The following is a 21,234-nucleotide window of genomic DNA, read 5'->3' on the forward strand; positions in this document are numbered from 1 at the left end:
AAACCAGATGGATTGAATATAAGGAGTCTATGATGAAACGTTCACCCTGGCTATGTGTGGTTCTGCTGCTGGGTTCAACCTCCGTGCTGGCTGCCCCCGATTCCTGCGAGCGCGTGAAAAACGATATCCAGCAAAAAATCGTCAACAACGGCGTGCCGGCGTCAGGCTTTAGCTTAGCGATCGTGCCGAATGACCAGCCTGACCAGCCCGGTACTCAGGTGGTTGGTCACTGCGCCAACGACACCTTCAAAATTACTTACACCCGTTCGTCTGGCGCCGAGAGCGACGCCCAGTAACATCCGCGCATTTCAGGTGGAGGATATTTTCCCGGAGTTGACACGGGATAATATCCTGCTGCCCCGCCTTGCGTATGATGGCTCCCCCGGATGGTCGAAAACACCGTTCGTCGCGTTTAGCCATGGGTTACAGGCCCGCGCCGCAGTAAGGAACCAGGAAACATGATGCAACCGCAATACCGCGACGCCGTCGCATTAAGCGCCCGCACGCTGGGTGCACTCTTTTCATTCCCGCCGGATAGCGAGCAGGCCGCCGCGCTGGTGAACGCCCTGCGCGACGGCAGCTGGCTGTCGCAGTGGCCCTTCCCGTTGACAGAGGTGCCGGTAGCCGGGTTTGCCCGCGAGAGCGATGAACCGCTCGCCGACGCCTGGCAGCGGCTGTTCATCGGGCCGTGGGCGCTGCCGGCACCGCCGTGGGGATCCGTGTGGTTAGATAGAGAGAACGTACTGTTCGGAGATTCGACGCTGGTATTGCGTGAGTGGATGCGCGCTAACGGTATCGCTCACGCAGCGCAGAGTCAGGAGCCGGAAGATCACTTTGGCACGCTGCTGTTACTGGCGGCCTGGCTGTGCGAGTCCGGGCAGGACGAGGCATTTCATCAACTGCTTGCCTGGCATCTGCTTCCCTGGTCCGGGCGCTTTCTGGCGCAGTTTGTCGCCGGGGCGGAACATCCTTTTTACCAGACTCTCGGCCAACTGGCCCAGGCGACACTGGCCGAATGGCAGAGCCAGCTGCCGATCGCTGTCGCTGATAAACCGCTATATCGCTAATCCGTTGGCCATACGGATAATCCCCGTATGGTCATCTTTATAGCGCACCCCGATAAATCCTGCCTTATGTCGGGCGTGGTGTTACATCGTCAGGCGCACTTATCGCTTTTGCATCTAAGCTTATTACCTATCACAATAAGCGAATGATTCCCGCTACCCGTAGCCACTGATGCATCGTCTCCATCACTACCCCGATGTCCCGGTCATGTTCCGTCGTCTGCTGATTGCTACCCTGGTGGGCATTCTGGCGGCGTTTGCCGTCGCGCTGTTCCATCTGGCGATGGGCGCGCTGGAAGGCCTTTTCCTCAACGATCATAGCGGAAGCCTGGTCAATGCCGCCGAGGCGCTGCCAGGATGGCGTCGGCTGCTAACCCCTGCGGCTGGCGGCCTGGCTGCCGGCACCCTGCTGTGGCTTTGGCAGCGCCAGACCCGCCAGCGCCCTCATGCCCCCACCGACTATATGGAAGCGCTGGAGACCGGCGATGGTCAGTTTGATACGCCCGCCAGCCTGATCAAATCCCTGGCGTCATTGCTGGTGGTTACCACCGGTAGCGCTATTGGCCGTGAAGGCGCGATGATACTGCTGGCCGCGCTGGCCGCCTCGCTGTTTGCCCGGCGCTTTACGCCAAAGGCGGAATGGAAACTGTGGGTCGCCTGCGGCGCTGCTGCCGGGATGGCCAGCGCCTATCACGCCCCGTTAGCCGGAAGCCTGTTTATCGCCGAGATTTTATTCGGCACCCTGATGCTGGCGTCGCTCGGCCCGGTGGTCATTTCTGCGGTTGTCGCCCTGCTGGTCACCCAATTGCTGAACGGCGGTCCAGCGCCGCTGTATCAGGTGGTGTTCAATGAACCGCTTACCACCCTTCACTATGCGATGATGCTGGCTACCGGGCTGCTGGCTGGGGTCTGCGGTCCACTGTTTATTGCCATGATGAGCGCCAGTCACCGGGGATTTTTGCGCGCGGGTCTCTCGCCGCCCTTCCAGCTGGCGCTTGGCGGCCTGATCGTCGGCCTGCTGTCGCTGGTAACACCGGCGGTCTGGGGCAATGGTTACAGTACGGTGCAACATTATCTCCAGTCGCCGCCGCTGTTCAGCGCTATCGCGCTGGTCTTTGTGTGTAAAGTGATTGCGGTATTTGCCAGCAGCGGTTCTGGTGCTCCGGGCGGAGTCTTCACACCGACGCTGTTCGTCGGTCTGGGGATGGGGATGCTGTTTGCTAACCTCATCGGGCTATGGCTGCATTACGATCAGGGGATGGCAATTCTGATTGGTTTGACCGGAATGGCGGCCTTTCTGGCGGCTACGACGCACGCGCCGATCATGTCAACCTTGATGATTTGTGAAATGACCGGACAGTATGCGTTACTGCCCGGTTTGCTGATTGCCAGCGTGCTGGCGTCGGTGCTCTCAAGGACCTTACGCGAGGATTCGATCTACCGTCATCACGCTGCCGAGCATGGGTAAATCAATATACTGGCTTAACTCGCGCTGTTCGGCACGCGGCAGATACGGCAGTTCACCAATCAGCGGCCCCGGCAGCTTTTTGCTCAGCACATCGATGATTTCCGCATAGTGCGCCAGCCCCGGGTTAATACGGTTAGCCACCCAGCCAATCAGCGGCAGACCGTCGTTGGCAATAGCCTGTGCGGTCAGCAGCGCGTGGTTGATGCAGCCTTCCTGAATCCCGACCACCATCAATACCGGCAGTTGCTCCTGCACCACCCATTCGGAGAGAGGACGCAGGTCGTTCATTAGGCTACGCCAGCCGCCGGTGCCTTCGACCACCACGTGATCCACCTGCCCGCTCAGGCGCTGCAGGCCGTCGGTCAACAGACCGTAGTTGATCGGGCTGCTGTGGGCCACGCTGCTTTCATCTTCGCTTAACGCGATGGGATTGACAGCATCGTACGGTAACGCCAGCGTCGACACGCTTTGTAAAATCAGCGCATCTTTGTTACGCAATCCGTCCGGCGTCTCTTTGCTGCCCTTCGCCACAGGTTTGTATCCCGCGACGCTTTTGCCGCTGGCAGCAAGTGCCTGCAACAGCGCACGGGAAACCACCGTCTTGCCGACAGCGGTGTCAGTACCTGTTATAAAGAAACGCTTAAACATCATTAACCCCACGGTTATGTTGGTTATCCCCGTCATACTTCAAGTTGCTTGGGTGTTGGCTGCCCCCGTTCACCCCAGTCACTTACCTGAGTAAGCTCCTGGGGATTTACGGCTTTGCTGCCTACAAGCAACTCGAATTATTTTGGGTGTATAAAGACAAAATAATAAAGTGTGGGGAAAAGTCTACGCGAAGCCGGTGAATATCAGCTTGAGATAGCGCAATTTTTGGTGCGACGACGGGAAAATGTTAACCCTGTAACAGTCGAATCAACAAAGATCCGTTATAGAGCGCATCTTTGACCAGTGCAGCGCCGGCCATCGTTCCCCGGTTGGAGAACTGGGTACTTTCGACGGCGATATGCCGACTGTAGGCCGGGAGAGATTGTTGTCTGATGCAGTCAGATATTGCCGGAAACAGGATATCCGCCGCCTGGCTAAAAGGCGAGCCGATCAGAATTTTTTGCGGGTTAAACAGATTCACCATGATCGCCAGAATGCGCCCAACGTGCTGACCGACGCCGCTGATAATATCCCGCGCCAGCAAATCACCCTGCAAGGCCGCCTGACAGAGCCACTCTACGCTCAGCGGTTGCTGATGCAGCATTGAGCTCATGGATTTAGCCATCCGCACCTGCGCCAGCTCCAGTACGCTCTCAACGCTGGCGATAGTCTCAAGGCAGCCGTGGTTGCCGCAGTAGCACAGCTTACCGTACGGATCGACCTGGGTATGGCCAATCTCCACCAGACTGCTGCTGCCGGCATGCAGCAGGCGGCCGTCGGTGATCACCCCGGCACCCACGTTATGATCGATCACCACCTGAATGACATCACGCGCGCCGCGTGATGCACCAAACAGCGATTCTGCCATGGTCCAGGCGCTAATATCGTGCTGAATATAAACGGAAACCCCGGTGCGACTTGCCAGAACCTCGCCCAGCGGCAGATCCCGGACATCATCATAAAACGGCATCCGGTGGATAACGCCATTTTCGGTATCAATAATCCCCGGCATGGTGACGGCGATGGCCGTCAGGCGTTCCAGCTTCTTTTGATGACGAATAAAAAATTTGTCGATGTGCTCGACGACCCGCGTCAAAAAAGGCTGCGGATGTTCAAGCGCCAGTTCGAGCTGCTCTTCCACCACCAGCTTGCTGCTCAGATCCCGCAGCGCCAGATGAATTTCACCGCGGCTGATACGTACGGAGAGATAGTGCCAGGCTTCGGTTTCAACCATCAGGCCAACTGCCGGACGCCCGCGGCTGCCCGGATCCTGAATTTCCGTCTCCTGCACCAGGTGCGCTTCCAGCATTTCACGCACAATTTTGGTAATGCTGGCCGGGGCCAGTTGCGCAAAGCGTGACAGATCGATACGCGACACCGGGCCAAGCTGATCAATCAGGCGATAAACGGCGCCGGCATTGGTCTGCTTTATTTGATCGATATGGCCTGGCTGACTGTCCGCTACCACCGTTGACTCCCTTTATTTTCGCGCTTCGAAATAAACTTTTTGCTATGGTGAAGCACTTCGAGGGCACTCGTCAAATTTTTACTTAGCCTTGTGATTTACTGCACATTTTTGACAATATTTAGTCTGAATTTATGACCGCAGAGGCGGCAAGCAGGTATTCCCGGAAGCGTTTCGCCGCCTGACTCTGTTCATGGTGCTTCGACCACACCAGCCACATTTCCGATACCGCATCCTGTTCTTTAATCGGCAACCAGCGCATTTCATTAATCTGCACTCGCTTAAACGACGCCGGTAAAATAGAAACGCCCAGCCCGGACGCCACCAGCCCGATAATGGTCATCGCTTCCCCGACTTCCTGGGCAATCGTCGGCGTTAATCCGTAGCGCCGCATCAGCCCCAGAATGTCGTCATACAACCCGGTGCCAACGTGCGGGTCAAAAAAGACAAACGGCTCGCGCGCCAGCTCTGCCAGACTCACCGCCTCCTGACGGGCCAGCGGATGATCGCTCGGCACCATCGCCAGCAACGGCTCGCGCAGCACCCGCTCCCAGACCAGCGTTTCCGGAAGCTGGGTGTTGCGCATCAGCCCCAGATCGAGCGCTCCTTCATTCAGCGGCACGATCTGCTCGCGGGTGTTGGTTTCCCGGGTCTGGATATGCACGTCCGGATAGCGACGCCGAAAGGTCGACAGCGTGTCGGAGACCGGCTTGATGAACGGCGCGGAAGAGGTAAAGCCGATGTGCAGATCGCCGGTTTCGCCATGATGCAGCCGTCCTGCCCGCGCGGCGGCATCATCCACCTGAGTAAGAATGTATCGACTGTCGACCAGAAACTGGCGCCCTGCCGCCGTCAGGCTGACGCTTCGGTTGGTGCGGGCGAACAGGCGCGCGCCAATTTGCTGTTCAAGTATCTGAATCTGCTGACTTAACGGCGGTTGCGAAATATTCAGCCGCGCCGCCGCCCGGCCAAAATGCAGCTCTTCAGCGACGGCAATAAAGTAGCGGAGATGGCGTAGCTCGATATTCATATCTTAAATGTCTTATTTGAGATTATTAATATATTAGACAGAATATTCGCCTTTTCATACCCTTAGAAGTGTGATCTGTGACATCACATAACTCTGTGTTCTCAGCAAGGATTTTTCCGTGAGTCGTACAACTACCGTTGACAGCGTGCCGGCAAGCGAAGTCATCGACAATGTTATCTCCCAGCCAAATCAGTTTATTAAACGCGGCACCCCCCAGTTTATTCGCGTCACTCTGGCGCTGTTCTCTGCCGGTCTGGCCACCTTCGCCTTGCTCTATTGCGTACAGCCAATTCTGCCAGTGCTTTCAACAGAATTTGGCGTCACGCCAGCCAGCAGCAGCATATCGTTATCCATCTCCACCGCCATGCTGGCCATTGGCCTGCTGTTTACCGGCCCGTTATCCGATGCGATCGGCCGTAAACAGGTCATGGTCACCGCGCTGGTGCTGGCATCATGCTGCTCGCTGTTGTCGACCATGATGTCCAGCTGGCACGGAATATTGATTATGCGGGCGCTGATTGGCCTGTCGCTGAGCGGCGTGGCGGCGGTCGGGATGACTTATCTGAGTGAAGAAATTCACCCCAGCGTGGTGGCTTTTTCAATGGGGCTGTACATCAGCGGTAACTCCATCGGCGGGATGAGCGGTCGTCTGCTGACCGGGGTATTTACTGACTTTTTTGGCTGGCGCGTGGCGCTGGCGGCGATCAGTTGCTTTGCCCTTGCGGCAGCAATCATGTTCTGGCGCATCCTCCCGGAATCACGCCACTTTCGCCCAACCTCATTACGACCAAAATCGCTGCTGATCAACTTCCGTCTGCACTGGCGCGATCGCGGCCTGCCGCTGCTGTTCCTCGAAGGTTTCCTGCTGATGGGCTCCTTCGTAACCCTGTTTAATTACATCGGCTATCGCCTGATGATGTCCCCATGGTCGCTGAACCAGGCTGTGGTTGGCCTGCTCTCCGTGGCCTATTTGACCGGGACCTGGAGTTCGCCAAAAGCCGGCGCCATGACCGCGCGCTTTGGCCGCGGGCCGGTGATGTTAGGGTTTGTCGGGGTGATGTTGGCCGGACTGATGCTAACCCTGTTCTCCTCCCTGTGGCTGATTTTCGCCGGCATGCTGCTGTTCTCGGCAGGCTTCTTCGCCGCCCACTCGGTCGCCAGCAGCTGGATTGGCCCGCGTGCGCGTCGCGCTCGTGGGCAGGCTTCATCATTGTATCTGTTCAGCTACTACCTGGGGTCCAGCATAGCGGGGACGTTAGGGGGAATTTTCTGGCACAACTATGGCTGGAATGGCGTGGGTGGATTTATCGCACTAATGCTAACAGCAGCACTTCTTACTGGCGTTTGTCTGCACAAACGTCTGAGTTAACGGCTCTGTACGTGGCCTTCATCGGCCACGTCTGTCACCACATGCCCAATACCGACGACGCCCCCAGGAGTTCCCTGACGGCATCAATTGAGAGCAGTGCAATAAACAGCATGGTGAACGGATTCATAGTACCCCCCACAGCAGCGGCCTGCGCATCAACAAGTGTAGCTGCTGGTTAAAAATTAATCCGCTATCTTGACCATACCAATGTGACAATATTTCGATCCTGTCAGCGCCTGGCGATAAATAGTACTGCGCCAACCTGTGCCCTCCGTCTGGCAGATTGGCACAGATCAGGATAGTGTAGAGCGATACGGGCTACGCCTTTCGTTCATTCGCAACAGGCCAGAATACACATGACTGAAAACAAAAATTATCAGCAGCTTACCCGCACATTCCAGCGTCTTTCCCGCTTCTCGCATCTCGGCGCAATCGCCGGTTGGGATATGTTCGCCATGATGCCACCGGGCGGCAGCGCCGCACGAGGCGCCGCGCTGGCGGAACTGGGGGTGTTGCAGCATCAGATTTTGACGGACAACAGCGTGGCCCAGGCGCTACGCAACGCGCTGCAGGAAGATCTGAATGACGTTGAACAGGCCAACCTGCGTGAAATGACCCGCCAGTATGAACAAGCGGCGCTGCTGCCGGAAAGCCTGGTGGAAGCCAAATCTCTGGCAGGCAGCCGCTGTGAGCACGCCTGGCGTAGCCAGCGCCCGGCCAACGACTGGGAAGGTTTCTCCGAAAACCTACGTGAAGTGGTGAAACTGAGCCGGGAAGAGGCCAGCATCCGCGCGGCGGCCAAAGGGGGCTCACGCTACGACGCCCTGCTGGATATTTTCGAACCCGACATGACCAGCGCGCGTCTGGATGTACTATTTGCCGATCTCAAATCCTGGCTACCCGCCCTGTTGACCGAAGTCGTCGAAAAACAGGCGCAGCAACCGCCCGTCGCACCGCAGGGGCCGTTCCCGGTAGCCGAACAGCGTGAACTGGGTCTCGAAGCGATGCGCATCCTCGGCTTTGATTTTGATAGTGGGCGCCTTGATATCAGCGCCCACCCGTTCTGCGGCGGCGTCCCGCAGGACGTGCGGATCACCACCCGCTATAACGAAGACGACCTGCTCAGCGCCTTGTTCGGGGTGATTCATGAAACCGGCCATGCGCGCTACGAGCAGAACCTGCCTCGCAAATGGCTCGACCAGCCGGTGGCCCTCGCCCGTTCAACGGCGATTCACGAATCACAAAGCCTGTTTTTTGAAATGCAGCTCGGGCGCAGTGACGCTTTCCTGAAACGTTTATTGCCCGCCGTACGCCAGCGCTTCGGCGATCAACCGGCCTTCAGCAGCGACAATTTCATTGCCTGGAACCAGCGAGTCAAACCCGGATTTATCCGCGTGGATGCCGATGAAGTCAGCTATCCGGCGCACGTCATTCTGCGCTATGAAATTGAACGCGCGCTGATCGATGGTGATATTGAAGTGGACGATATTCCGGCCTTATGGGATGAAAAAATGCAAAGCTGGCTGGGTCTTTCCACCACCGGAAATTACCGCAATGGCTGCATGCAGGATATCCACTGGACCGATGGCGGTTTCGGTTATTTCCCTTCCTACACGCTCGGCGCGATGTATGCCGCACAGCTGATGGCGGCGGCGAAACGCGCGCTACCGCAGCTGGAAGACAACATTGCCAGCGGTGATTTCTCCACGCTGTTTGCCTGGCTGCAACAAAATATCTGGCAGCACGGCAGCCGGTTCACCACCTCACAGCTGATTACCAACGCCACCGGCGAGGACCTGAACAGCGATTATTTCCGCCAGCACTTGACCTCACGTTACCTGTAAGCCTGTCGCGCCGGGGTTTCCCCGGCGCCATCATCCCGACGTTATCCTCGTTGTCGTTCCGGCAGTGCCACGTTGTACATATGGTTACACGCCGAAACCAAACACTCACGGAAAGCCAGATAAGAGCGGCATATAGTGTTTTCAACGGCCCCGCAGTGGGGTTCACTGAAGAAACAAATTCGAGGATATCAGAATGAAAAAAGTATTAGCTCTGGTCGTTGCCGCTGCTATGGGTCTGTCTTCTGCTGCTTTCGCTGCTGACGCAGTAAGCACCACTCAGGCTCCGGCTGCTGCTCACAGCACCACTGCCAAAACCACGCATCACAAAAAACACCACAAAGCTGCGGCTAAACCAGCTACCGAGCAGAAAGCTCAGGCTGCCAAAAAACACAAAAAAGCCGAAGCCAAACCTGCGGTAGCGCAGAAAGCTCAGGCCGCTAAGAAACACCACAAAGCGGCAGCTAAACCTGCAGCAGCACAGAAAGCACAAGCTGCTAAAAAGCACCACAAAGCGGCGACCAAACCTGCAGTAGCACAGAAAGCGCAGGCGGCTAAAAAGCACCACAAAACCACCAAACATCAGGCTGCTAAACCGGCTGCACAGCCAGCTGCATAATTCTTCCGCTCCGTCGGATGAATCATAAATCGGCGCTGTTTCAGCGCCGTTTTTTTTCTGGAGGACACTATGCTGCGGCGCTATCGTTTTGAGCTCATCCTGGTCGTCCTGATCCTCTGTGCAGTGATTGCCACCCGTTTTTTTCTGTACTAACCCGGTTGCCGTTTAACCCGTCATCTTCTGCATACCCTCGCCCTTTACTCATTTTGTGCCATGACCGTACCGGGTCTATCGGCTTAGCCATACCCAGCCGTTGTAGCCCAGACCATACAGTGCAAAAAGCAGCAAAAAGCCGGCGGATATGGTGGTGACACGATCGCGATGCGCGACGCTCAACCAGCGACGAATTGTGAAGATATAGAGCGACAGCACGCTCAGGTCGATAACCAGCCAAATCACGGTTAATAAAACAAGGCTCAGTCCAGGATCCGCAGTGACGGGAATAAACAGCGGAAAAAACGCGACAAAAAACAGAATGTCCTTGGGATTACTCACCCCGGTTACAAACCCTATCAGCCACCCACCGCGTCGCGCCGAAGCAGCCGATGCCGACAGGGATCCTCGCAGCATCCCGACGGCCAGCCACGCAATATAACAAGACCCGGCGGCGGCCAGCAGCGTCAGCATATCCGGATGGATAGCCACCACCCCGCGCAACATCGCGGCGGCGACGGCAATCAGCAATAGCGATGCGAGATTGCTCCCGGCCATGGTATATAACGCGCAACGATAACCGTGACGCGTCGCGGCGTCTGTGACCAGCACCACGACCGGTCCCGGCGTGGCAATCAGGGCCAGCACCGTCAGGCCATACCCCATCAGCAATGCATAGTTCATGATATAAACTCACTCTTCTTTTCAGGTCACCTATTTTCTTCCTTGAATTAAGAGTTGAAAAACGATCTGTGCTGAGCTTGAATGTGAGTTTTACTCATCATAGAGGATGAACCGCGTGTCGATGCCGCCGCTGTATGCGCTACGCGCTTTTGCTACCGCCGCCCGGCTGGGTTCCTTTAGCCAGGCTGCCGCGATGCTGCACGTCACACCCGGCGCCGTCAGCCGTCATATCAGCACGCTCGAAGCCTGGTTCGATTGTCAGTTGTTTATCCGTCAGGGACCAAAGGTGACGCTCAGCGAGGCAGGTCGCCAGCTGGCGCATGCGCTGGAGGAAAATTTCGCCGCCATCGACAGGGCCTGCCAGACTTTGCGCCAGCAGGCAGGAAAGCTCCGCCTGAAATCACCCTCCACCTTAACGATGCGCTGGTTGCTGAAGGTGCTGCAACAGTTTCGTCAGCAGCATCAAAAACCCGTTATCGAAATGAGCAGCGTGTGGATGGACCGGGACAGCGTCGATTTTACCCGTGAGCCTTATGATTGTGCGATTCTGCTCGGCGACGGCCACTTTGGCGAAGACACCCGACACGCGCTGCTGCTTGCCGAATGGCTGATTCCGCTATGCGCCCCGGCCATGGTGGAGTCCGCGCGCGCGGATTTAACCGCCTGTCCCCTGATCCATCCCACACCCGACCGCCGTGACTGGCGACGCTGGTTGCAGGAGGTTGATCCGCGGGCGCCGACTGACATCAGCCGGGGTATCGTCTTTGACAGCCTGGATCAGGGGAATATGGCGGCGATGAGCGGGCATGGGGTGTCGGTGGGGGATCTTTTGTTGAGCCTCGAGGCCATCGACAGCTGTCTGCTGGTCGCGCCGTTCACTCAGGCGGTCGCCACGGGCGACGGCTATTATCTGGTCTGGCCGAAGGCTACGCGTAACGAGCAAGCGGTGGAACACTTGTACCTGTATTTGCGTGAACACCTTCCCGCCCCCTTTCCCACCGGCATCGAGCGCCGGGGAAAGGAGGCGAATTAACATCAGAAACGCCGGCTTACATTACCTGCACCACCTGCACAACCAGATAGCCTGCTGCACCCCAGATAAAGATCGAGGCGAGAGAAACATACACTAACGCACGAATACCTTTTTTCGACATAGATCCTCCCGAAACCGGAGATAAGAAACAGGGGCTATCATCACCGGGACAACATCTCTGTTTCTTCAACGGTAAACAGGAATAACAATAATTGCCGTGAGAAAATGTTTCGCTTTGAAAGTAACTGCTAACGGTGTAAGAATGTGCGTTATCCGATGAATGTATTCATGTTTATGTCGATTTATCGTCATCACCTGCCCAACAACTTTACAAACAAAACCTAATTCTCAGCTGGCGAGTATCCGGCGCATTTGGTACGTACCGTAACCTGATTTATGTTGCTTCCTGCCCCGGTTTCTGCGGAAATAACCACGTGAATAAAAAGCGCTAACTATTTGAGTTATCGTCATAATTGTACGGAAATGCGGCGTTCTGGCGGGATTTTAGTCGCGTTTCGCTTAATTAAAATTACTGTTAACTTTCATAAACTTAAATCTCCTGCTACTGTCAATATACACAAATTCATCCTCCCCGATTACCAAGGGATAAAGGATGGGATGTATATACATAATTTCTCCCCAGAGAGTAATATGCGCAAAGACGTACTGTTGTTGTTGTGTTCTTTTTGTTTGTTGTCCCCGTTTGCTCACGCTGATGATGACAGCATGAGCGCAAAAGATATCAAGACGCTTTTTTTTGGTCATGACGATCGAAAACCGGTCAACAATCCTGCTGAAGAGCCCTGGGATGCCATCGGTCAGTTAGAAACGGCCAGCGGCAATCTGTGTACCGCCACCCTGATTTCGCCCCATCTGGCGCTGACGGCGGGCCACTGCCTGCTGACTCCGCCAAAAGGCAAACCGGATAAGGCGGTAGCCCTGCGCTTTATCTCACGCAAAGGCGGCTGGGTGTATGAAATTCACGGCATTGAGGGGCGCGTTGACCCATCGCTGGGTAAACGGCTGAAAGCAGATGGCGACGGCTGGATTGTCCCCTCGGCTGCTGCCCCGTGGGATTTTGGCCTGATCGTCCTGCGCTATGCGCCTTCCGGCATCACCCCGATCCCGTTATTTAGCGGCGATAAGGCCGATCTCACCGCCGCGCTGAAAGTCGCCGAACGCAAAGTCACGCAGTCGGGCTATCCGGAAGACCATCTGGATAATCTCTACACCCATCAGGATTGCATCGTCACCGGCTGGGCGCAGACCACGGTCCTGTCGCACCAGTGCGACACGCTGCCTGGTGACAGCGGTTCGCCATTGTTGCTGAAAACCGATAGCGGCTGGCAGGTGATTGCCGTCCAGAGCTCGGCACCGGGGCCGAAAGATCGCTGGCGGGCGGATAACCGCGCCATCTCGGTGACTGGTTTTCGTGACAAACTGGAAACGCTGGCCAGTGAATAACCGCTAGCCCTGCTGCTGGCGCAGCTGCCGTAATGAGGCAATGGGCATCGGTTCACTAAAGTAAAACCCCTGTAAACGATGGCATCCGGCCCGACGCAGCAGCGCCAGCTGCTGCTGGTTCTCGACCCCTTCGGCAACCACCGTCATTCCGAGCGCCCCGGCGATCCGCACGGTCCCACGCACCAGCTCTGCGGCCTGAGCATCGACATCGACCACGCCGGCCAGCGATTTATCAATTTTGAGCGTATCGAAATGAAAGCTCCGCAGGTATCCAATGCTGGAGTAACCGATGCCAAAATCATCCAGCGCCACCGACGTCCCCAGCGCCTTGAGATTCTCTATCGCCGCCAGCGCACGAGCCGGATTCTCCATCACATAGCTTTCGGTCACTTCAATTTGCAACCGACGGGCGGGAAAGTGACAGCGGGCCAGAACCTGGACCACCCGTGATTCAAATTCCGGGTCGCGAAACTGCGCCGGAGAGATATTTACCGACAGCATTAAATCGTCCAGCGCACGCAGATCGCTGCAGGCACGATAGAGGGCAAACTGGCCGAGGGCATAAATCAGCCCGCTGCTTTCCGCAATGCCAATAAAGGCATCCGGCGGTAACGGGCCTTCTGGGCGACGGGGCCAGCGGAGCAGCGCTTCCACGCCCACCACCACCAGCGTATCGGCGTTGACGATCGGCTGATACCAGACATCGAACTCCTCATTTTCCAGCCCCTGGCGGATACCGTTTTCAATATTGAGCTGATACTGTCGGGTATCGTTGAGGCTCTCATCGTACCAGGTGGTGCGCCCTTTACCTGATTTTTTCGAGTGATACATGGCAATATCGGCGCGGCGAAACAGTTCGGTGCTGGAGCACGTGGCCGGCGTACCGCTGGCAATGCCGATACTGGCGCTGATATAAATTTTGCGCTCGCCAATCGCCACCGGCGACTTCAGCATTTCCAGCACTTCCCACGCAAAAGCCGACGCCTGCGCTATCGACTGCTCTCCGCCGACGGACATGGCGAATTCATCCCCACCCATCCGCGCCAGCAGGCCGTCGGACGGGACGCGATCCTGAAGCTCGCGGGCAATATGCGCAATCAGCGCATCTCCCACCTCATGGCCATAGTTGTCATTCACATCTTTAAAACCATCAAGGTCGATAAATACTACACACTGCACGTCGTGCTGGGTCTTTTCGCATATCTGGTTGAGTCGCCCGAACAGCGCCCGGCGGTTGGGTAACTTGCTGAGCCAGTCGGTCATGGCTATCTGCCGCGCCAGTTTCTCACCGCACGACAGCTTATACAGCCCGAGGCAGCTCAACAGAATAAACAGCAGGATCAGGCTGGCAGCCAAAAAGGCGATAAGGCGAATACCGGTCGATGCTGCATGCGCCGCTTCCGCACCAGGCAGTCGCGGCTGCCAGCTGAGATATCCGACAGTCTCACCGGCGCTGGTGCGTAACGGGACGCTATACTCACCGCCGCGATCTGTCGCATGCAACCCGCGGATCTGAAAGGTATTCCCGAGTTTTTCCAGGATATCCGCATTGATATGCCGGGTGACCACCAGATAACGGCGTGTATCATCGTGCACCTGCAAACGCCCCATTGACGGGCGTATCAGCCCGATTCCGATAAAGGCAATCCCCGCCTGGGTACGGGTAATGCCGGCATAGGCGCTCTTGCCGCTGCGCAATGCTTCAGCATGCCGGGTAATTAATGCCCGCAGACCGCTGCCAAAGAAGCGAATATCGGTTTCATTGAGCGTCTTGCTCCGAAACGATCCCCACAACACCTGATAATGCTGATCGAGGACGAACATTCCGTCGTAGAGATCGTCAATTTTGAAACCGGAACCCCAGGAATCATAAAGCCAGTTGGTATCCAGCACCGGGGCGTAGGTTTGTCTCACGGCGTCATCCCAGATTGAATTGTCCTGGACCAACGACAGTACGCGACTTACCGAGGTTTGCACCGCGCCATCCACGGAGAGGATCGAGCGATGCTTGTCAATTTCGTTAGTTTTAATGCCGATCAGATGTTGGGAAAAATAGAGCAGTGAAATAATCGAAACAATCAGGCCGATCCCGGCAAGGAAGATCATTACCGACAGGGTTTTAGCAGAGGGGAGATTGCGCCAGCCAGGCAAATTTACCATTATCAGTCCTCTCTTACGGCCAAAGATAAACCCGCCGCCCGCACTCTTTTTTTAAAGAATACTACAGAGAACAAATTTTGCCGCCCGCATATGCAGGCGGCATCACATTACGCCAGTTTAATTAAGACCATCCCGCTCATCAGCAGGATCACGCCGAGCCAGCCTTTATAATTCAGGCGCTGACCAAACAGGATCCAGCCTGCAGCAAGGGTGGCGGCAATCCCGAATCCGCCCCACAAGGCATAGGCCACTGACAGGTCAATCCCCTTCACCGCCTGGGAGAGCGCGCTGAAGGCGCCAAGTACCGCCAGCAAAGAGAGAATACCGTACACTTTTTGGCGAAAACCGTCGGAAAACTTCAAAAAGACGTTAGCGACAATTTCCAGCACGATGGCCAGCGCCAGCCAGGCGCCATGCACCCATTCAAACTGTTGCATGCGTCAACTCCTCCGGCTGCTTCTCGACTTTTTGGGTGCCGGATTTAATCAGTACAATCCCGACGACCAGCGTCGTCAGACCGGCAATTTTGACCAGCGACAGGGACTCATCAAACAGCGTCACACTGAATAAGGTAATCAATAAAATGCCGATACCTTCCCATAACGCATAGGCCACCCCGAGGGCGATTTTTTTAACCGCAAAGGCCAGGAAAATATAGGAAACAGCGATCATCACCAACATCAAAATAAAACCAAGGTGACCACCGCTGACGCTGGCCCATTTCATAGAGAGTGTGCCGATAATTTCAGCAACAATAGCGAGAGCTAATAAAATCCAATAAAACATCATCCGTTCTCCTGCATGAGAATATAATCCATGACGGCTTGCCGCTCGGGCAGACCGAAAAAATATGGCGTAGATTTAGCCGTGCGCAGTGCGCCAGCTCAGGCAGGGGAGAAGGACTAAAGCGCGGAGCGCCAGTGTTGCTCGCCGTCAAAGCGGCTGTCAGGAAGGGAATCGCAAACAGAAACTGAAATAAATAGGGTGAACTGATTGTCCATAAAATTACAATTATCCGCGGTATTGCTTCTCATCATTGCGGATGAATATTGTCCTCGAGAGTTAATCACCCTTAATTTGTACCATAACGCCCCTTTACTCTCAAAGCCTTTGCACTTCTTTACGCCTGGTATTTGATTTAGATTAGCTTTTTCTGATGTCAATCGTCATTATGATGGCGCGTGCACATTTTTATTTTAATGACCGGGTTGTTTTCTTCACGGTAAGACGCTTATTCGGGGTTTATACTCTTGCTGCCAGCGGCTTTTTTGTGGTTTTTTTGCTGCCTTTTGTCCGGCATCCGACGCTACACTGTGAGAAAAACCGGTTTTATTCTCAGGGACACCTATGGCCAAACCCATCATCACTCTTAATGGATTAAAGATAGTCATCATGCTGGGCATGCTGGTCATCATTCTCACCGGTATCCGCTTCGCGGCAGATATCATCGTCCCCTTCGTGCTGGCGCTGTTTCTGGCGGTGGTGATCAACCCGGTGGTCCACCTGATGATGCGCTGTCGGGTGCCCCGGGTGCTGGCCATCGTGCTGCTGATTGGCACCATCGTGATGCTGGCGGTGATCCTGCTGGCATCACTCGCGACGTCACTTAATGAGCTGGCGCGAACCCTGCCACAATACCGCAGTTCGCTCTCCGAGCCGGTGCATACCGTCACCCCCTGGCTTCAGCGCTTTGGTTTTAGCGTGTCGGTGGTGGAGCTGAATAAATATATCGACCCCAATGCGGTCATGACGATGGTGACCAGCCTGCTGACCCAGCTGTCCAACGCCATGTCGTCTATCTTCCTGCTGCTGTTGACGGTGGTGTTTATGCTGCTGGAAGTCCCACAGCTTCCTGCCAAACTGCAGCAGCTGATGTCGAGACCGGTAGAAGGTATGGGGGCCATTCAGCGCGCCCTCGACAGCGTCTCGCGCTACCTGGTATTAAAAACCGCCATCAGTCTGGTCACCGGGCTGGTGGTCTGGGCGATGTTGGCGCTGCTGGATGTGCGATTCGCCTTTATGTGGGGCCTGCTGGCGTTTGCGCTGAACTATATTCCCAATATCGGTTCGATTCTGGCGGCGATCCCACCCATTTTACAGGTCATGGTGTTTGGCGGCCTGTATGACGCGCTGGTGGTGCTCACCGGATATCTGGTGATCAACATCGTCTTCGGCAATATCCTCGAGCCGCGGATCATGGGCCGTGGCCTGGGGCTTTCCACCCTGGTGGTGTTTCTGTCGTTGATTTTCTGGGGCTGGCTGCTGGGACCGGTCGGCATGCTGCTCTCCGTACCGCTGACCATCATAGTGAAAATTGCGCTCGAGCAGAGCGCCAGCGGACAAAGTATTGCGGTACTACTGAGCGATTTAAGTAAGTAGGTATACCGGTTATACAGCCTGAATGATTGAGGGTGTCGGAGCTCACGCTGGCGGTGCAATGCCGCCAGCGGCTTTACATTCAATTCCAGAAACGTCCACGCAGTTTTAAACTTTAACCAAAAACATAAGGCGCTGGATATTCATCCAGTAAGGTAAGGTATTCGAAATCAATTAACAGGCAATATTTTTGAAAACCGAAAATGTTAATGCCTCTCACAGGGACAAACCATGCGCATCGAAGAAGAGGTATTTCTGGATGATTATGGGATGCGGCGCAAAAAATTCGTCTACGACCACCGCGTACATCATAGCTACATCTTTGTGGCCGGGAGCGAAATCTACACGGTCATCATTGGCAGCATGGTTGATGAACGGACCTTCACCCGAACCGGTTACGAAATGCCACTGGATATCCCATTTCCGGACAATGGCATGGCAGAGGTTTATTTCGACATTATTGACGGCATGGCTAATTTGGCCGATTTTCGCCACGTCAGATTTGAGGGACTGGGAAGCGCTGTCGTTTTGCAATCGGTCTCACTGGCTTTAATCGCACACTATGAAAAATTTAATATCGGGGGCTTCGCTTTCCAGGCCGCCTCAGGCGGAATTGTAGATATTGGTCGCCGAATCCCTCTCGAAGAGACCTATGACTATATGCTTGGGTTAAAAAGTGAGCCACGCTATAATCAACGCACTGGGTTGCCCAAAAAGATCCCGCGGCCACTGATTCCTGCGGATTTAAAGGCTTACAAAACCGTTACGCAGGGGAGAGCAAACTATGTCGTATTACACTAAGCAGCAACGCAGCACGCTGTGCACCGCTGATACCGGTGGGAAAAAGGTGTTCCAGGCATTAGCGGCATCCTGCGCTATCAATACGCAGGCCACCCTTGTTGAAATCAAAGACAGCCTTGCTAGCGGCAAAAAACACTCTTCTGCCGCCTTATTACGCAAAAAATTGCGCGGGCGCCTGATGCGTGAACTGCAAGATATTTAACGTAGTCTCTCAAAGCCTGTATCAGGCTATTTTGTTTTACTTCCCCTCTTAGAATCAATGAACGGCAGCCATCTCATGTCGTTCATCCTTGGCATTGCACGAATCATTCACCGGATACCCACCGTTCGTAGCAACACCATCTTCTGACCAACATCATCTCCCCGTAGTCCACCCCCAGCCTTCCTGCTTCGATCGCCGTCACATAATTACTCAGGGAATTATTACTCTCAGGCTAACGATCTGTTTCCGGGCTTAATTGATGCACTGCCGCGCTCGTCGCACACTAACTTCCACACCATGACAATCAAAACGATTTGTCGAATCAGGAGGTTAATAATGAATGGCGAACAAACGACGGGACGGGTCTGGAACCGTCGCCGGACGGAAAAGCAGCGCCGACTGGCCGCCGCGAATGTCTCCGGTAAGGTTATCCCCACTGACCAGTTGGTCAATGCGCTGGAACATCTTCTCGCCCCCGGCGACCGCGTGGTGCTGGAGGGGAATAACCAGAAACAGGCCGATTTCCTCTCCCGTATGCTGGCGGAAGTGAGCCCGCAAAAGATCCACGACCTGCACATGATTATGCCCAGCGTCGGGCGCAGCGAACACCTGGATCTGTTTGAAAAAGGCATCGCCCGCAAACTGGATTTCTCGTTCTCCGGTACCCAGAGCCTGCGTATTTCGCAGCTGCTGGAAGATGGTCTGCTGGAAATTGGCGCGATTCATACCTACATCGAACTTTACTCCCGCCTGTACGTCGACCTGTCGCCGAACGTAGCGCTGATTGCCGGTTACAAAGCCGACCGCAAAGGAAATCTCTACACCGGGCCCAGCACCGAAGATACCCCGGCGCTGGTAGAAGCCGCCGCCTTCCACGATGGCATTGTCATTGCGCAGGTTAATGAACTGGTGGACGACGAGTGCGATCTGCCGCGCGTCGATATTCCCGGCTCGTGGATTGATTACGTGGTGGTGGCCGACAAGCCGTTCTTTATCGAACCGCTGTTTACCCGCGACCCACGCCTGATTAAGCAAGAACATATCCTGATGGCGATGATGGCGATTAAAGGCATCTACGCCGAGCATCAGGTGCAGTCCCTGAACCACGGCATCGGCTTTAACACCGCCGCCATCGAACTGCTGCTGCCGACCTACGGCGAGCAGCTCGGCCTGAAAGGCAAAATTTGTAAGCACTGGACCCTCAACCCTCACCCAACGCTGATCCCGGCAATTGAAAGCGGCTGGGTTGAAAGCGTGCACTGCTTCGGCGGTGAACTGGGGATGGAAGAGTATATCCGCGCCCGCCCCGATGTGTTCTTTACCGGAGCCGACGGCTCGATGCGCTCCAACCGCGCCTTCTGCCAGCTGGCAGGCCAGTACGCGGTCGATATGTTCATCGGCTCGACCCTGCAGGTGGATGGCCTCGCTAATTCCTCCACCGTCACGCGTGGGCGTCTGTCCGGCTTCGGCGGCGCGCCGAACATGGGCCACGACCCCCACGGTCGCCGTCATGCCACTCCGGCCTGGCTGAACATGATCACCGAACCGGACCCGATGCAGCGCGGCAAAAAACTGGTGGTGCAGATGGTAGAAACCTTCCAGGCCGGCGCGAAACCGACCTTCGTAGAAAAACTCGATGCGGTTGACGTCGCCAAAGCCTCCGGCATGCCGTTAGCGCCGGTGATGATCTATGGCGATGACGTGACGCACGTATTAACCGAAGAAGGTATTGCCTACCTCTACCGGGCAGAAAGCCTCGAAGAGCGTCGCGCAATGGTTGCCGCCGTTGCCGGGATCACCGATATCGGCCTTGGCGTGGACGCTAAGCGCGTTGCCGACCTGCGCAGCAGCGGCAAAGTGGTCTATCCGGAAGATATCGGTATCCGCCGCAGCGACGCCACCCGGTCCCTGCTCGCCGCCGGTAGCGTGGCCGATCTGGTCGAATGGTCCGACGGTCTGTACAACCCACCTGCGAAATTCCGGAGCTGGTAATGAAACTCCTGTCACAGACTCATGCCGAGGTACAGGCCGAAAAGCTGGCGTTCATCGCCCGCGACTGCCTGATCGACGAAGCGCGATTAAGCCCGAAGCCGGGTCTGGTGGACAGCCGGGGAAACGGTGCCCATCACGACCTTTCGCTTGATCTGATGGAGCGCTCGGCGCGCAGCCTGACCCCAACGTTTCTGCACCTGGCTCAGCAGAGCTGGCAGCGACCCGCCGATATCGCTCTGCGCGAAACCGTGGGCCGCTTAGGGCGCGAAGGCGAACGGCAGATGATGGCCGCCACGCATGGCGTGAATACCCATCGCGGTGCTATCTGGGCACTTGGCCTGTTGGTCAGCGCCGTGGCGATGCATGGCGGTAACGCAGGCGCGCAGCAGATTGCACACTCCGCTGCCCTGCTCGCCCGACTGCCGGACGGTGCCGCTCCAAAGACCTTCAGTAAAGGGCTGAAAGCCACGCATCAGTACCGGGTGCCAGGTGCACGTGAAGAGGCGCAGCAGGCGTTTCCGCACGTGATGCAGCTCGCGTTGCCGCAACTGTTACGCAGCCGTGCAATGGGGGCGAACGAAAGTGAAGCCCGCCTCGATGCGCTGATGGCGATCATGACTTCGCTCAGTGATACCTGCGTGCTTTCCCGCGCCGGGATGCCCGGCCTGCATGCGATGCAGAACGGCGCCCGTGCGGTGCTGAACGCGGGCGGCAGCGCCACAGCCCGGGGGCGCAACGCGCTCGCCCGTCTCGACGCGCAGATGCTCTCACTGAACGCATCGCCAGGCGGCGCCGCCGATCTGCTCGCCGCCACGCTGTTTCTCGACAGGGTATGCCAGCCCGCGTCTTGCTCAATTTAAAGAGG

21 protein-coding genes are annotated in these 21,234 nt (G+C 56.0%); 13 read left to right on the forward strand and 8 right to left on the reverse strand.

Going from position 1 to position 21,234, the window contains the following annotated elements:
• Positions 1-32 precede the first annotated feature (32 nt).
• From ACMYSO_RS02860 to clcB, 3 genes are all read left to right on the forward strand, one after another.
• Complete coding sequence (locus tag ACMYSO_RS02860; RefSeq protein ID WP_434587297.1) at positions 33-296, forward strand: DUF1161 domain-containing protein; 264 nt, start codon at positions 33-35, stop codon at positions 294-296.
• 162 nt (positions 297-458) lie between these two features.
• Positions 459-1,067 carry a Tat proofreading chaperone DmsD gene (dmsD, locus tag ACMYSO_RS02865; RefSeq protein ID WP_434669187.1) on the forward strand — a complete coding sequence of 203 codons (609 nt, stop codon included), beginning with the start codon at positions 459-461 and terminating at the stop codon, positions 1,065-1,067.
• Between the two features lie 169 nt (positions 1,068-1,236).
• Positions 1,237-2,532 carry a voltage-gated ClC-type chloride channel ClcB gene (gene clcB, locus ACMYSO_RS02870; RefSeq protein ID WP_434669189.1) on the forward strand — a complete coding sequence of 432 codons (1,296 nt, stop codon included), beginning with the start codon at positions 1,237-1,239 and terminating at the stop codon, positions 2,530-2,532.
• Here the strand turns inward: clcB and bioD are convergent.
• The 3 genes from bioD to ACMYSO_RS02885 form a co-directional block, all read right to left on the reverse strand.
• Complete coding sequence (bioD, locus tag ACMYSO_RS02875; RefSeq protein ID WP_434587295.1) at positions 2,485-3,180, reverse strand: dethiobiotin synthase; 696 nt, start codon at positions 3,178-3,180, stop codon at positions 2,485-2,487. The two genes, clcB and bioD, sit on opposite strands and share 48 nt — an antisense overlap.
• A gap of 247 nt (positions 3,181-3,427) precedes the next feature.
• Positions 3,428-4,648 (reverse strand): sugar metabolism global transcriptional regulator Mlc, encoded by a 1,221-nt coding sequence (gene mlc / locus ACMYSO_RS02880; protein ID WP_434669191.1) that lies wholly within the window; start codon positions 4,646-4,648, stop codon positions 3,428-3,430.
• Between the two features lie 118 nt (positions 4,649-4,766).
• A complete protein-coding gene (locus ACMYSO_RS02885) occupies positions 4,767-5,675 on the reverse strand; it encodes a LysR family transcriptional regulator (protein WP_434669193.1) in 909 nt (302 codons plus the stop codon).
• A gap of 118 nt (positions 5,676-5,793) precedes the next feature.
• On the opposite strand from ACMYSO_RS02885, the gene ACMYSO_RS02890 reads away from it, so the two are divergent.
• Positions 5,794-7,044 carry an MFS transporter gene (locus ACMYSO_RS02890; protein WP_434669195.1) on the forward strand — a complete coding sequence of 417 codons (1,251 nt, stop codon included), beginning with the start codon at positions 5,794-5,796 and terminating at the stop codon, positions 7,042-7,044.
• Between the two features lie 34 nt (positions 7,045-7,078).
• Here the strand turns inward: ACMYSO_RS02890 and ACMYSO_RS02895 are convergent, their stop codons facing one another.
• Positions 7,079-7,171: a KPN_01571 family protein gene (locus ACMYSO_RS02895; RefSeq protein ID WP_004862449.1), complete on the reverse strand. Its 93-nt coding sequence runs from the start codon at positions 7,169-7,171 to the stop codon at positions 7,079-7,081.
• Between the two features lie 229 nt (positions 7,172-7,400).
• Between ACMYSO_RS02895 and ACMYSO_RS02900 the strand changes: the two genes are divergently transcribed.
• Entirely contained in the window at positions 7,401-8,888 is a 1,488-nt protein-coding gene (locus tag ACMYSO_RS02900) for a carboxypeptidase M32 (RefSeq protein WP_434669197.1), read from the forward strand.
• 193 nt (positions 8,889-9,081) lie between these two features.
• Complete coding sequence (asr, locus tag ACMYSO_RS02905; protein ID WP_434584470.1) at positions 9,082-9,504, forward strand: acid resistance repetitive basic protein Asr; 423 nt, start codon at positions 9,082-9,084, stop codon at positions 9,502-9,504.
• Positions 9,505-9,732: 228 nt separating this feature from the next.
• Here the strand turns inward: asr and ACMYSO_RS02910 are convergent, their stop codons facing one another.
• The gene (locus ACMYSO_RS02910; RefSeq protein ID WP_434669199.1) at positions 9,733-10,341 is read right to left on the reverse strand and encodes a LysE family translocator; all 609 of its coding nucleotides are present in this window, start codon (positions 10,339-10,341) and stop codon (positions 9,733-9,735) included.
• Positions 10,342-10,462: 121 nt separating this feature from the next.
• On the opposite strand from ACMYSO_RS02910, the gene ACMYSO_RS02915 reads away from it, so the two are divergent.
• Both ACMYSO_RS02915 and ACMYSO_RS02920 read left to right on the forward strand, forming a co-directional pair.
• The gene (locus ACMYSO_RS02915) at positions 10,463-11,374 is read left to right on the forward strand and encodes a LysR substrate-binding domain-containing protein (RefSeq protein ID WP_434670724.1); all 912 of its coding nucleotides are present in this window, start codon (positions 10,463-10,465) and stop codon (positions 11,372-11,374) included.
• A gap of 651 nt (positions 11,375-12,025) precedes the next feature.
• Positions 12,026-12,838, forward strand: a complete 813-nt coding sequence (locus ACMYSO_RS02920; RefSeq protein WP_434669201.1) for a trypsin-like serine peptidase — start codon at positions 12,026-12,028, stop codon at positions 12,836-12,838.
• Positions 12,839-12,841: 3 nt separating this feature from the next.
• Here ACMYSO_RS02920 and ACMYSO_RS02925 read toward each other — a convergent pair whose 3' ends face one another.
• From ACMYSO_RS02925 to mdtJ, 3 genes are all read right to left on the reverse strand, one after another.
• Positions 12,842-14,998: a putative bifunctional diguanylate cyclase/phosphodiesterase gene (locus tag ACMYSO_RS02925; RefSeq protein WP_434669203.1), complete on the reverse strand. Its 2,157-nt coding sequence runs from the start codon at positions 14,996-14,998 to the stop codon at positions 12,842-12,844.
• Positions 14,999-15,105: 107 nt separating this feature from the next.
• Positions 15,106-15,435: a multidrug/spermidine efflux SMR transporter subunit MdtI gene (gene mdtI / locus ACMYSO_RS02930; protein ID WP_434669205.1), complete on the reverse strand. Its 330-nt coding sequence runs from the start codon at positions 15,433-15,435 to the stop codon at positions 15,106-15,108.
• Complete coding sequence (gene mdtJ / locus ACMYSO_RS02935; protein ID WP_434587291.1) at positions 15,422-15,784, reverse strand: multidrug/spermidine efflux SMR transporter subunit MdtJ; 363 nt, start codon at positions 15,782-15,784, stop codon at positions 15,422-15,424. Before mdtJ ends, mdtI begins: the two co-directional genes overlap by 14 nt.
• Before the next feature lie 561 nt (positions 15,785-16,345).
• Between mdtJ and ACMYSO_RS02940 the strand changes: the two genes are divergently transcribed.
• The 5 genes from ACMYSO_RS02940 to ACMYSO_RS02960 all read left to right on the forward strand — a co-directional run bounded on the left by ACMYSO_RS02940 (position 16,346) and on the right by ACMYSO_RS02960 (position 21,229).
• The gene (locus ACMYSO_RS02940) at positions 16,346-17,377 is read left to right on the forward strand and encodes an AI-2E family transporter (protein WP_434584560.1); all 1,032 of its coding nucleotides are present in this window, start codon (positions 16,346-16,348) and stop codon (positions 17,375-17,377) included.
• A 228-nt stretch (positions 17,378-17,605) separates the two neighbouring features.
• Positions 17,606-18,175, forward strand: a complete 570-nt coding sequence (locus tag ACMYSO_RS02945) for a hypothetical protein (RefSeq protein ID WP_434669207.1) — start codon at positions 17,606-17,608, stop codon at positions 18,173-18,175.
• Positions 18,159-18,377 carry a hypothetical protein gene (locus ACMYSO_RS02950; RefSeq protein WP_434669209.1) on the forward strand — a complete coding sequence of 73 codons (219 nt, stop codon included), beginning with the start codon at positions 18,159-18,161 and terminating at the stop codon, positions 18,375-18,377. Before ACMYSO_RS02945 ends, ACMYSO_RS02950 begins: the two co-directional genes overlap by 17 nt.
• A 336-nt stretch (positions 18,378-18,713) precedes the next feature.
• Complete coding sequence (gene mdcA / locus ACMYSO_RS02955) at positions 18,714-20,369, forward strand: malonate decarboxylase subunit alpha (RefSeq protein WP_434669210.1); 1,656 nt, start codon at positions 18,714-18,716, stop codon at positions 20,367-20,369.
• Positions 20,369-21,229, forward strand: coding sequence for a triphosphoribosyl-dephospho-CoA synthase (locus tag ACMYSO_RS02960; RefSeq protein ID WP_434669212.1), 861 nt, complete (start codon positions 20,369-20,371; stop codon positions 21,227-21,229). Before mdcA ends, ACMYSO_RS02960 begins: the two co-directional genes overlap by 1 nt.
• The last annotated feature ends 5 nt before the right edge of the window (positions 21,230-21,234 follow it).

It is taken from the genome of Klebsiella sp. B345 (genome assembly GCF_051131735.1).
GTDB lineage: Bacteria > Pseudomonadota > Gammaproteobacteria > Enterobacterales > Enterobacteriaceae > Klebsiella.

Excerpts from the sequence above, each read along its gene's own strand:
- ACMYSO_RS02860 (WP_434587297.1), top strand. The coding sequence starts at position 33 with ATGAAACGTTCACCCTGGCTATGTGTGGTTCTGCTGCTGGGTTCAACC.
- dmsD (WP_434669187.1), top strand. The coding sequence starts at position 459 with ATGATGCAACCGCAATACCGCGACGCCGTCGCATTAAGCGCCCGCACG.
- clcB (WP_434669189.1), top strand. The coding sequence starts at position 1,237 with ATGCATCGTCTCCATCACTACCCCGATGTCCCGGTCATGTTCCGTCGT.
- bioD (WP_434587295.1), bottom strand. The coding sequence starts at position 3,180 with ATGTTTAAGCGTTTCTTTATAACAGGTACTGACACCGCTGTCGGCAAG.
- ACMYSO_RS02885 (WP_434669193.1), bottom strand. The coding sequence starts at position 5,675 with ATGAATATCGAGCTACGCCATCTCCGCTACTTTATTGCCGTCGCTGAA.
- ACMYSO_RS02895 (WP_004862449.1), bottom strand. The coding sequence starts at position 7,171 with ATGAATCCGTTCACCATGCTGTTTATTGCACTGCTCTCAATTGATGCC.
- ACMYSO_RS02900 (WP_434669197.1), top strand. The coding sequence starts at position 7,401 with ATGACTGAAAACAAAAATTATCAGCAGCTTACCCGCACATTCCAGCGT.
- asr (WP_434584470.1), top strand. The coding sequence starts at position 9,082 with ATGAAAAAAGTATTAGCTCTGGTCGTTGCCGCTGCTATGGGTCTGTCT.
- ACMYSO_RS02910 (WP_434669199.1), bottom strand. The coding sequence starts at position 10,341 with ATGAACTATGCATTGCTGATGGGGTATGGCCTGACGGTGCTGGCCCTG.
- ACMYSO_RS02915 (WP_434670724.1), top strand. The coding sequence starts at position 10,463 with ATGCCGCCGCTGTATGCGCTACGCGCTTTTGCTACCGCCGCCCGGCTG.
- ACMYSO_RS02920 (WP_434669201.1), top strand. The coding sequence starts at position 12,026 with ATGCGCAAAGACGTACTGTTGTTGTTGTGTTCTTTTTGTTTGTTGTCC.
- ACMYSO_RS02925 (WP_434669203.1), bottom strand. The coding sequence starts at position 14,998 with ATGGTAAATTTGCCTGGCTGGCGCAATCTCCCCTCTGCTAAAACCCTG.
- mdtI (WP_434669205.1), bottom strand. The coding sequence starts at position 15,435 with ATGCAACAGTTTGAATGGGTGCATGGCGCCTGGCTGGCGCTGGCCATC.
- mdtJ (WP_434587291.1), bottom strand. The coding sequence starts at position 15,784 with ATGTTTTATTGGATTTTATTAGCTCTCGCTATTGTTGCTGAAATTATC.
- ACMYSO_RS02940 (WP_434584560.1), top strand. The coding sequence starts at position 16,346 with ATGGCCAAACCCATCATCACTCTTAATGGATTAAAGATAGTCATCATG.
- ACMYSO_RS02945 (WP_434669207.1), top strand. The coding sequence starts at position 17,606 with ATGCGCATCGAAGAAGAGGTATTTCTGGATGATTATGGGATGCGGCGC.
- ACMYSO_RS02950 (WP_434669209.1), top strand. The coding sequence starts at position 18,159 with ATGTCGTATTACACTAAGCAGCAACGCAGCACGCTGTGCACCGCTGAT.
- mdcA (WP_434669210.1), top strand. The coding sequence starts at position 18,714 with ATGAATGGCGAACAAACGACGGGACGGGTCTGGAACCGTCGCCGGACG.
- ACMYSO_RS02960 (WP_434669212.1), top strand. The coding sequence starts at position 20,369 with ATGAAACTCCTGTCACAGACTCATGCCGAGGTACAGGCCGAAAAGCTG.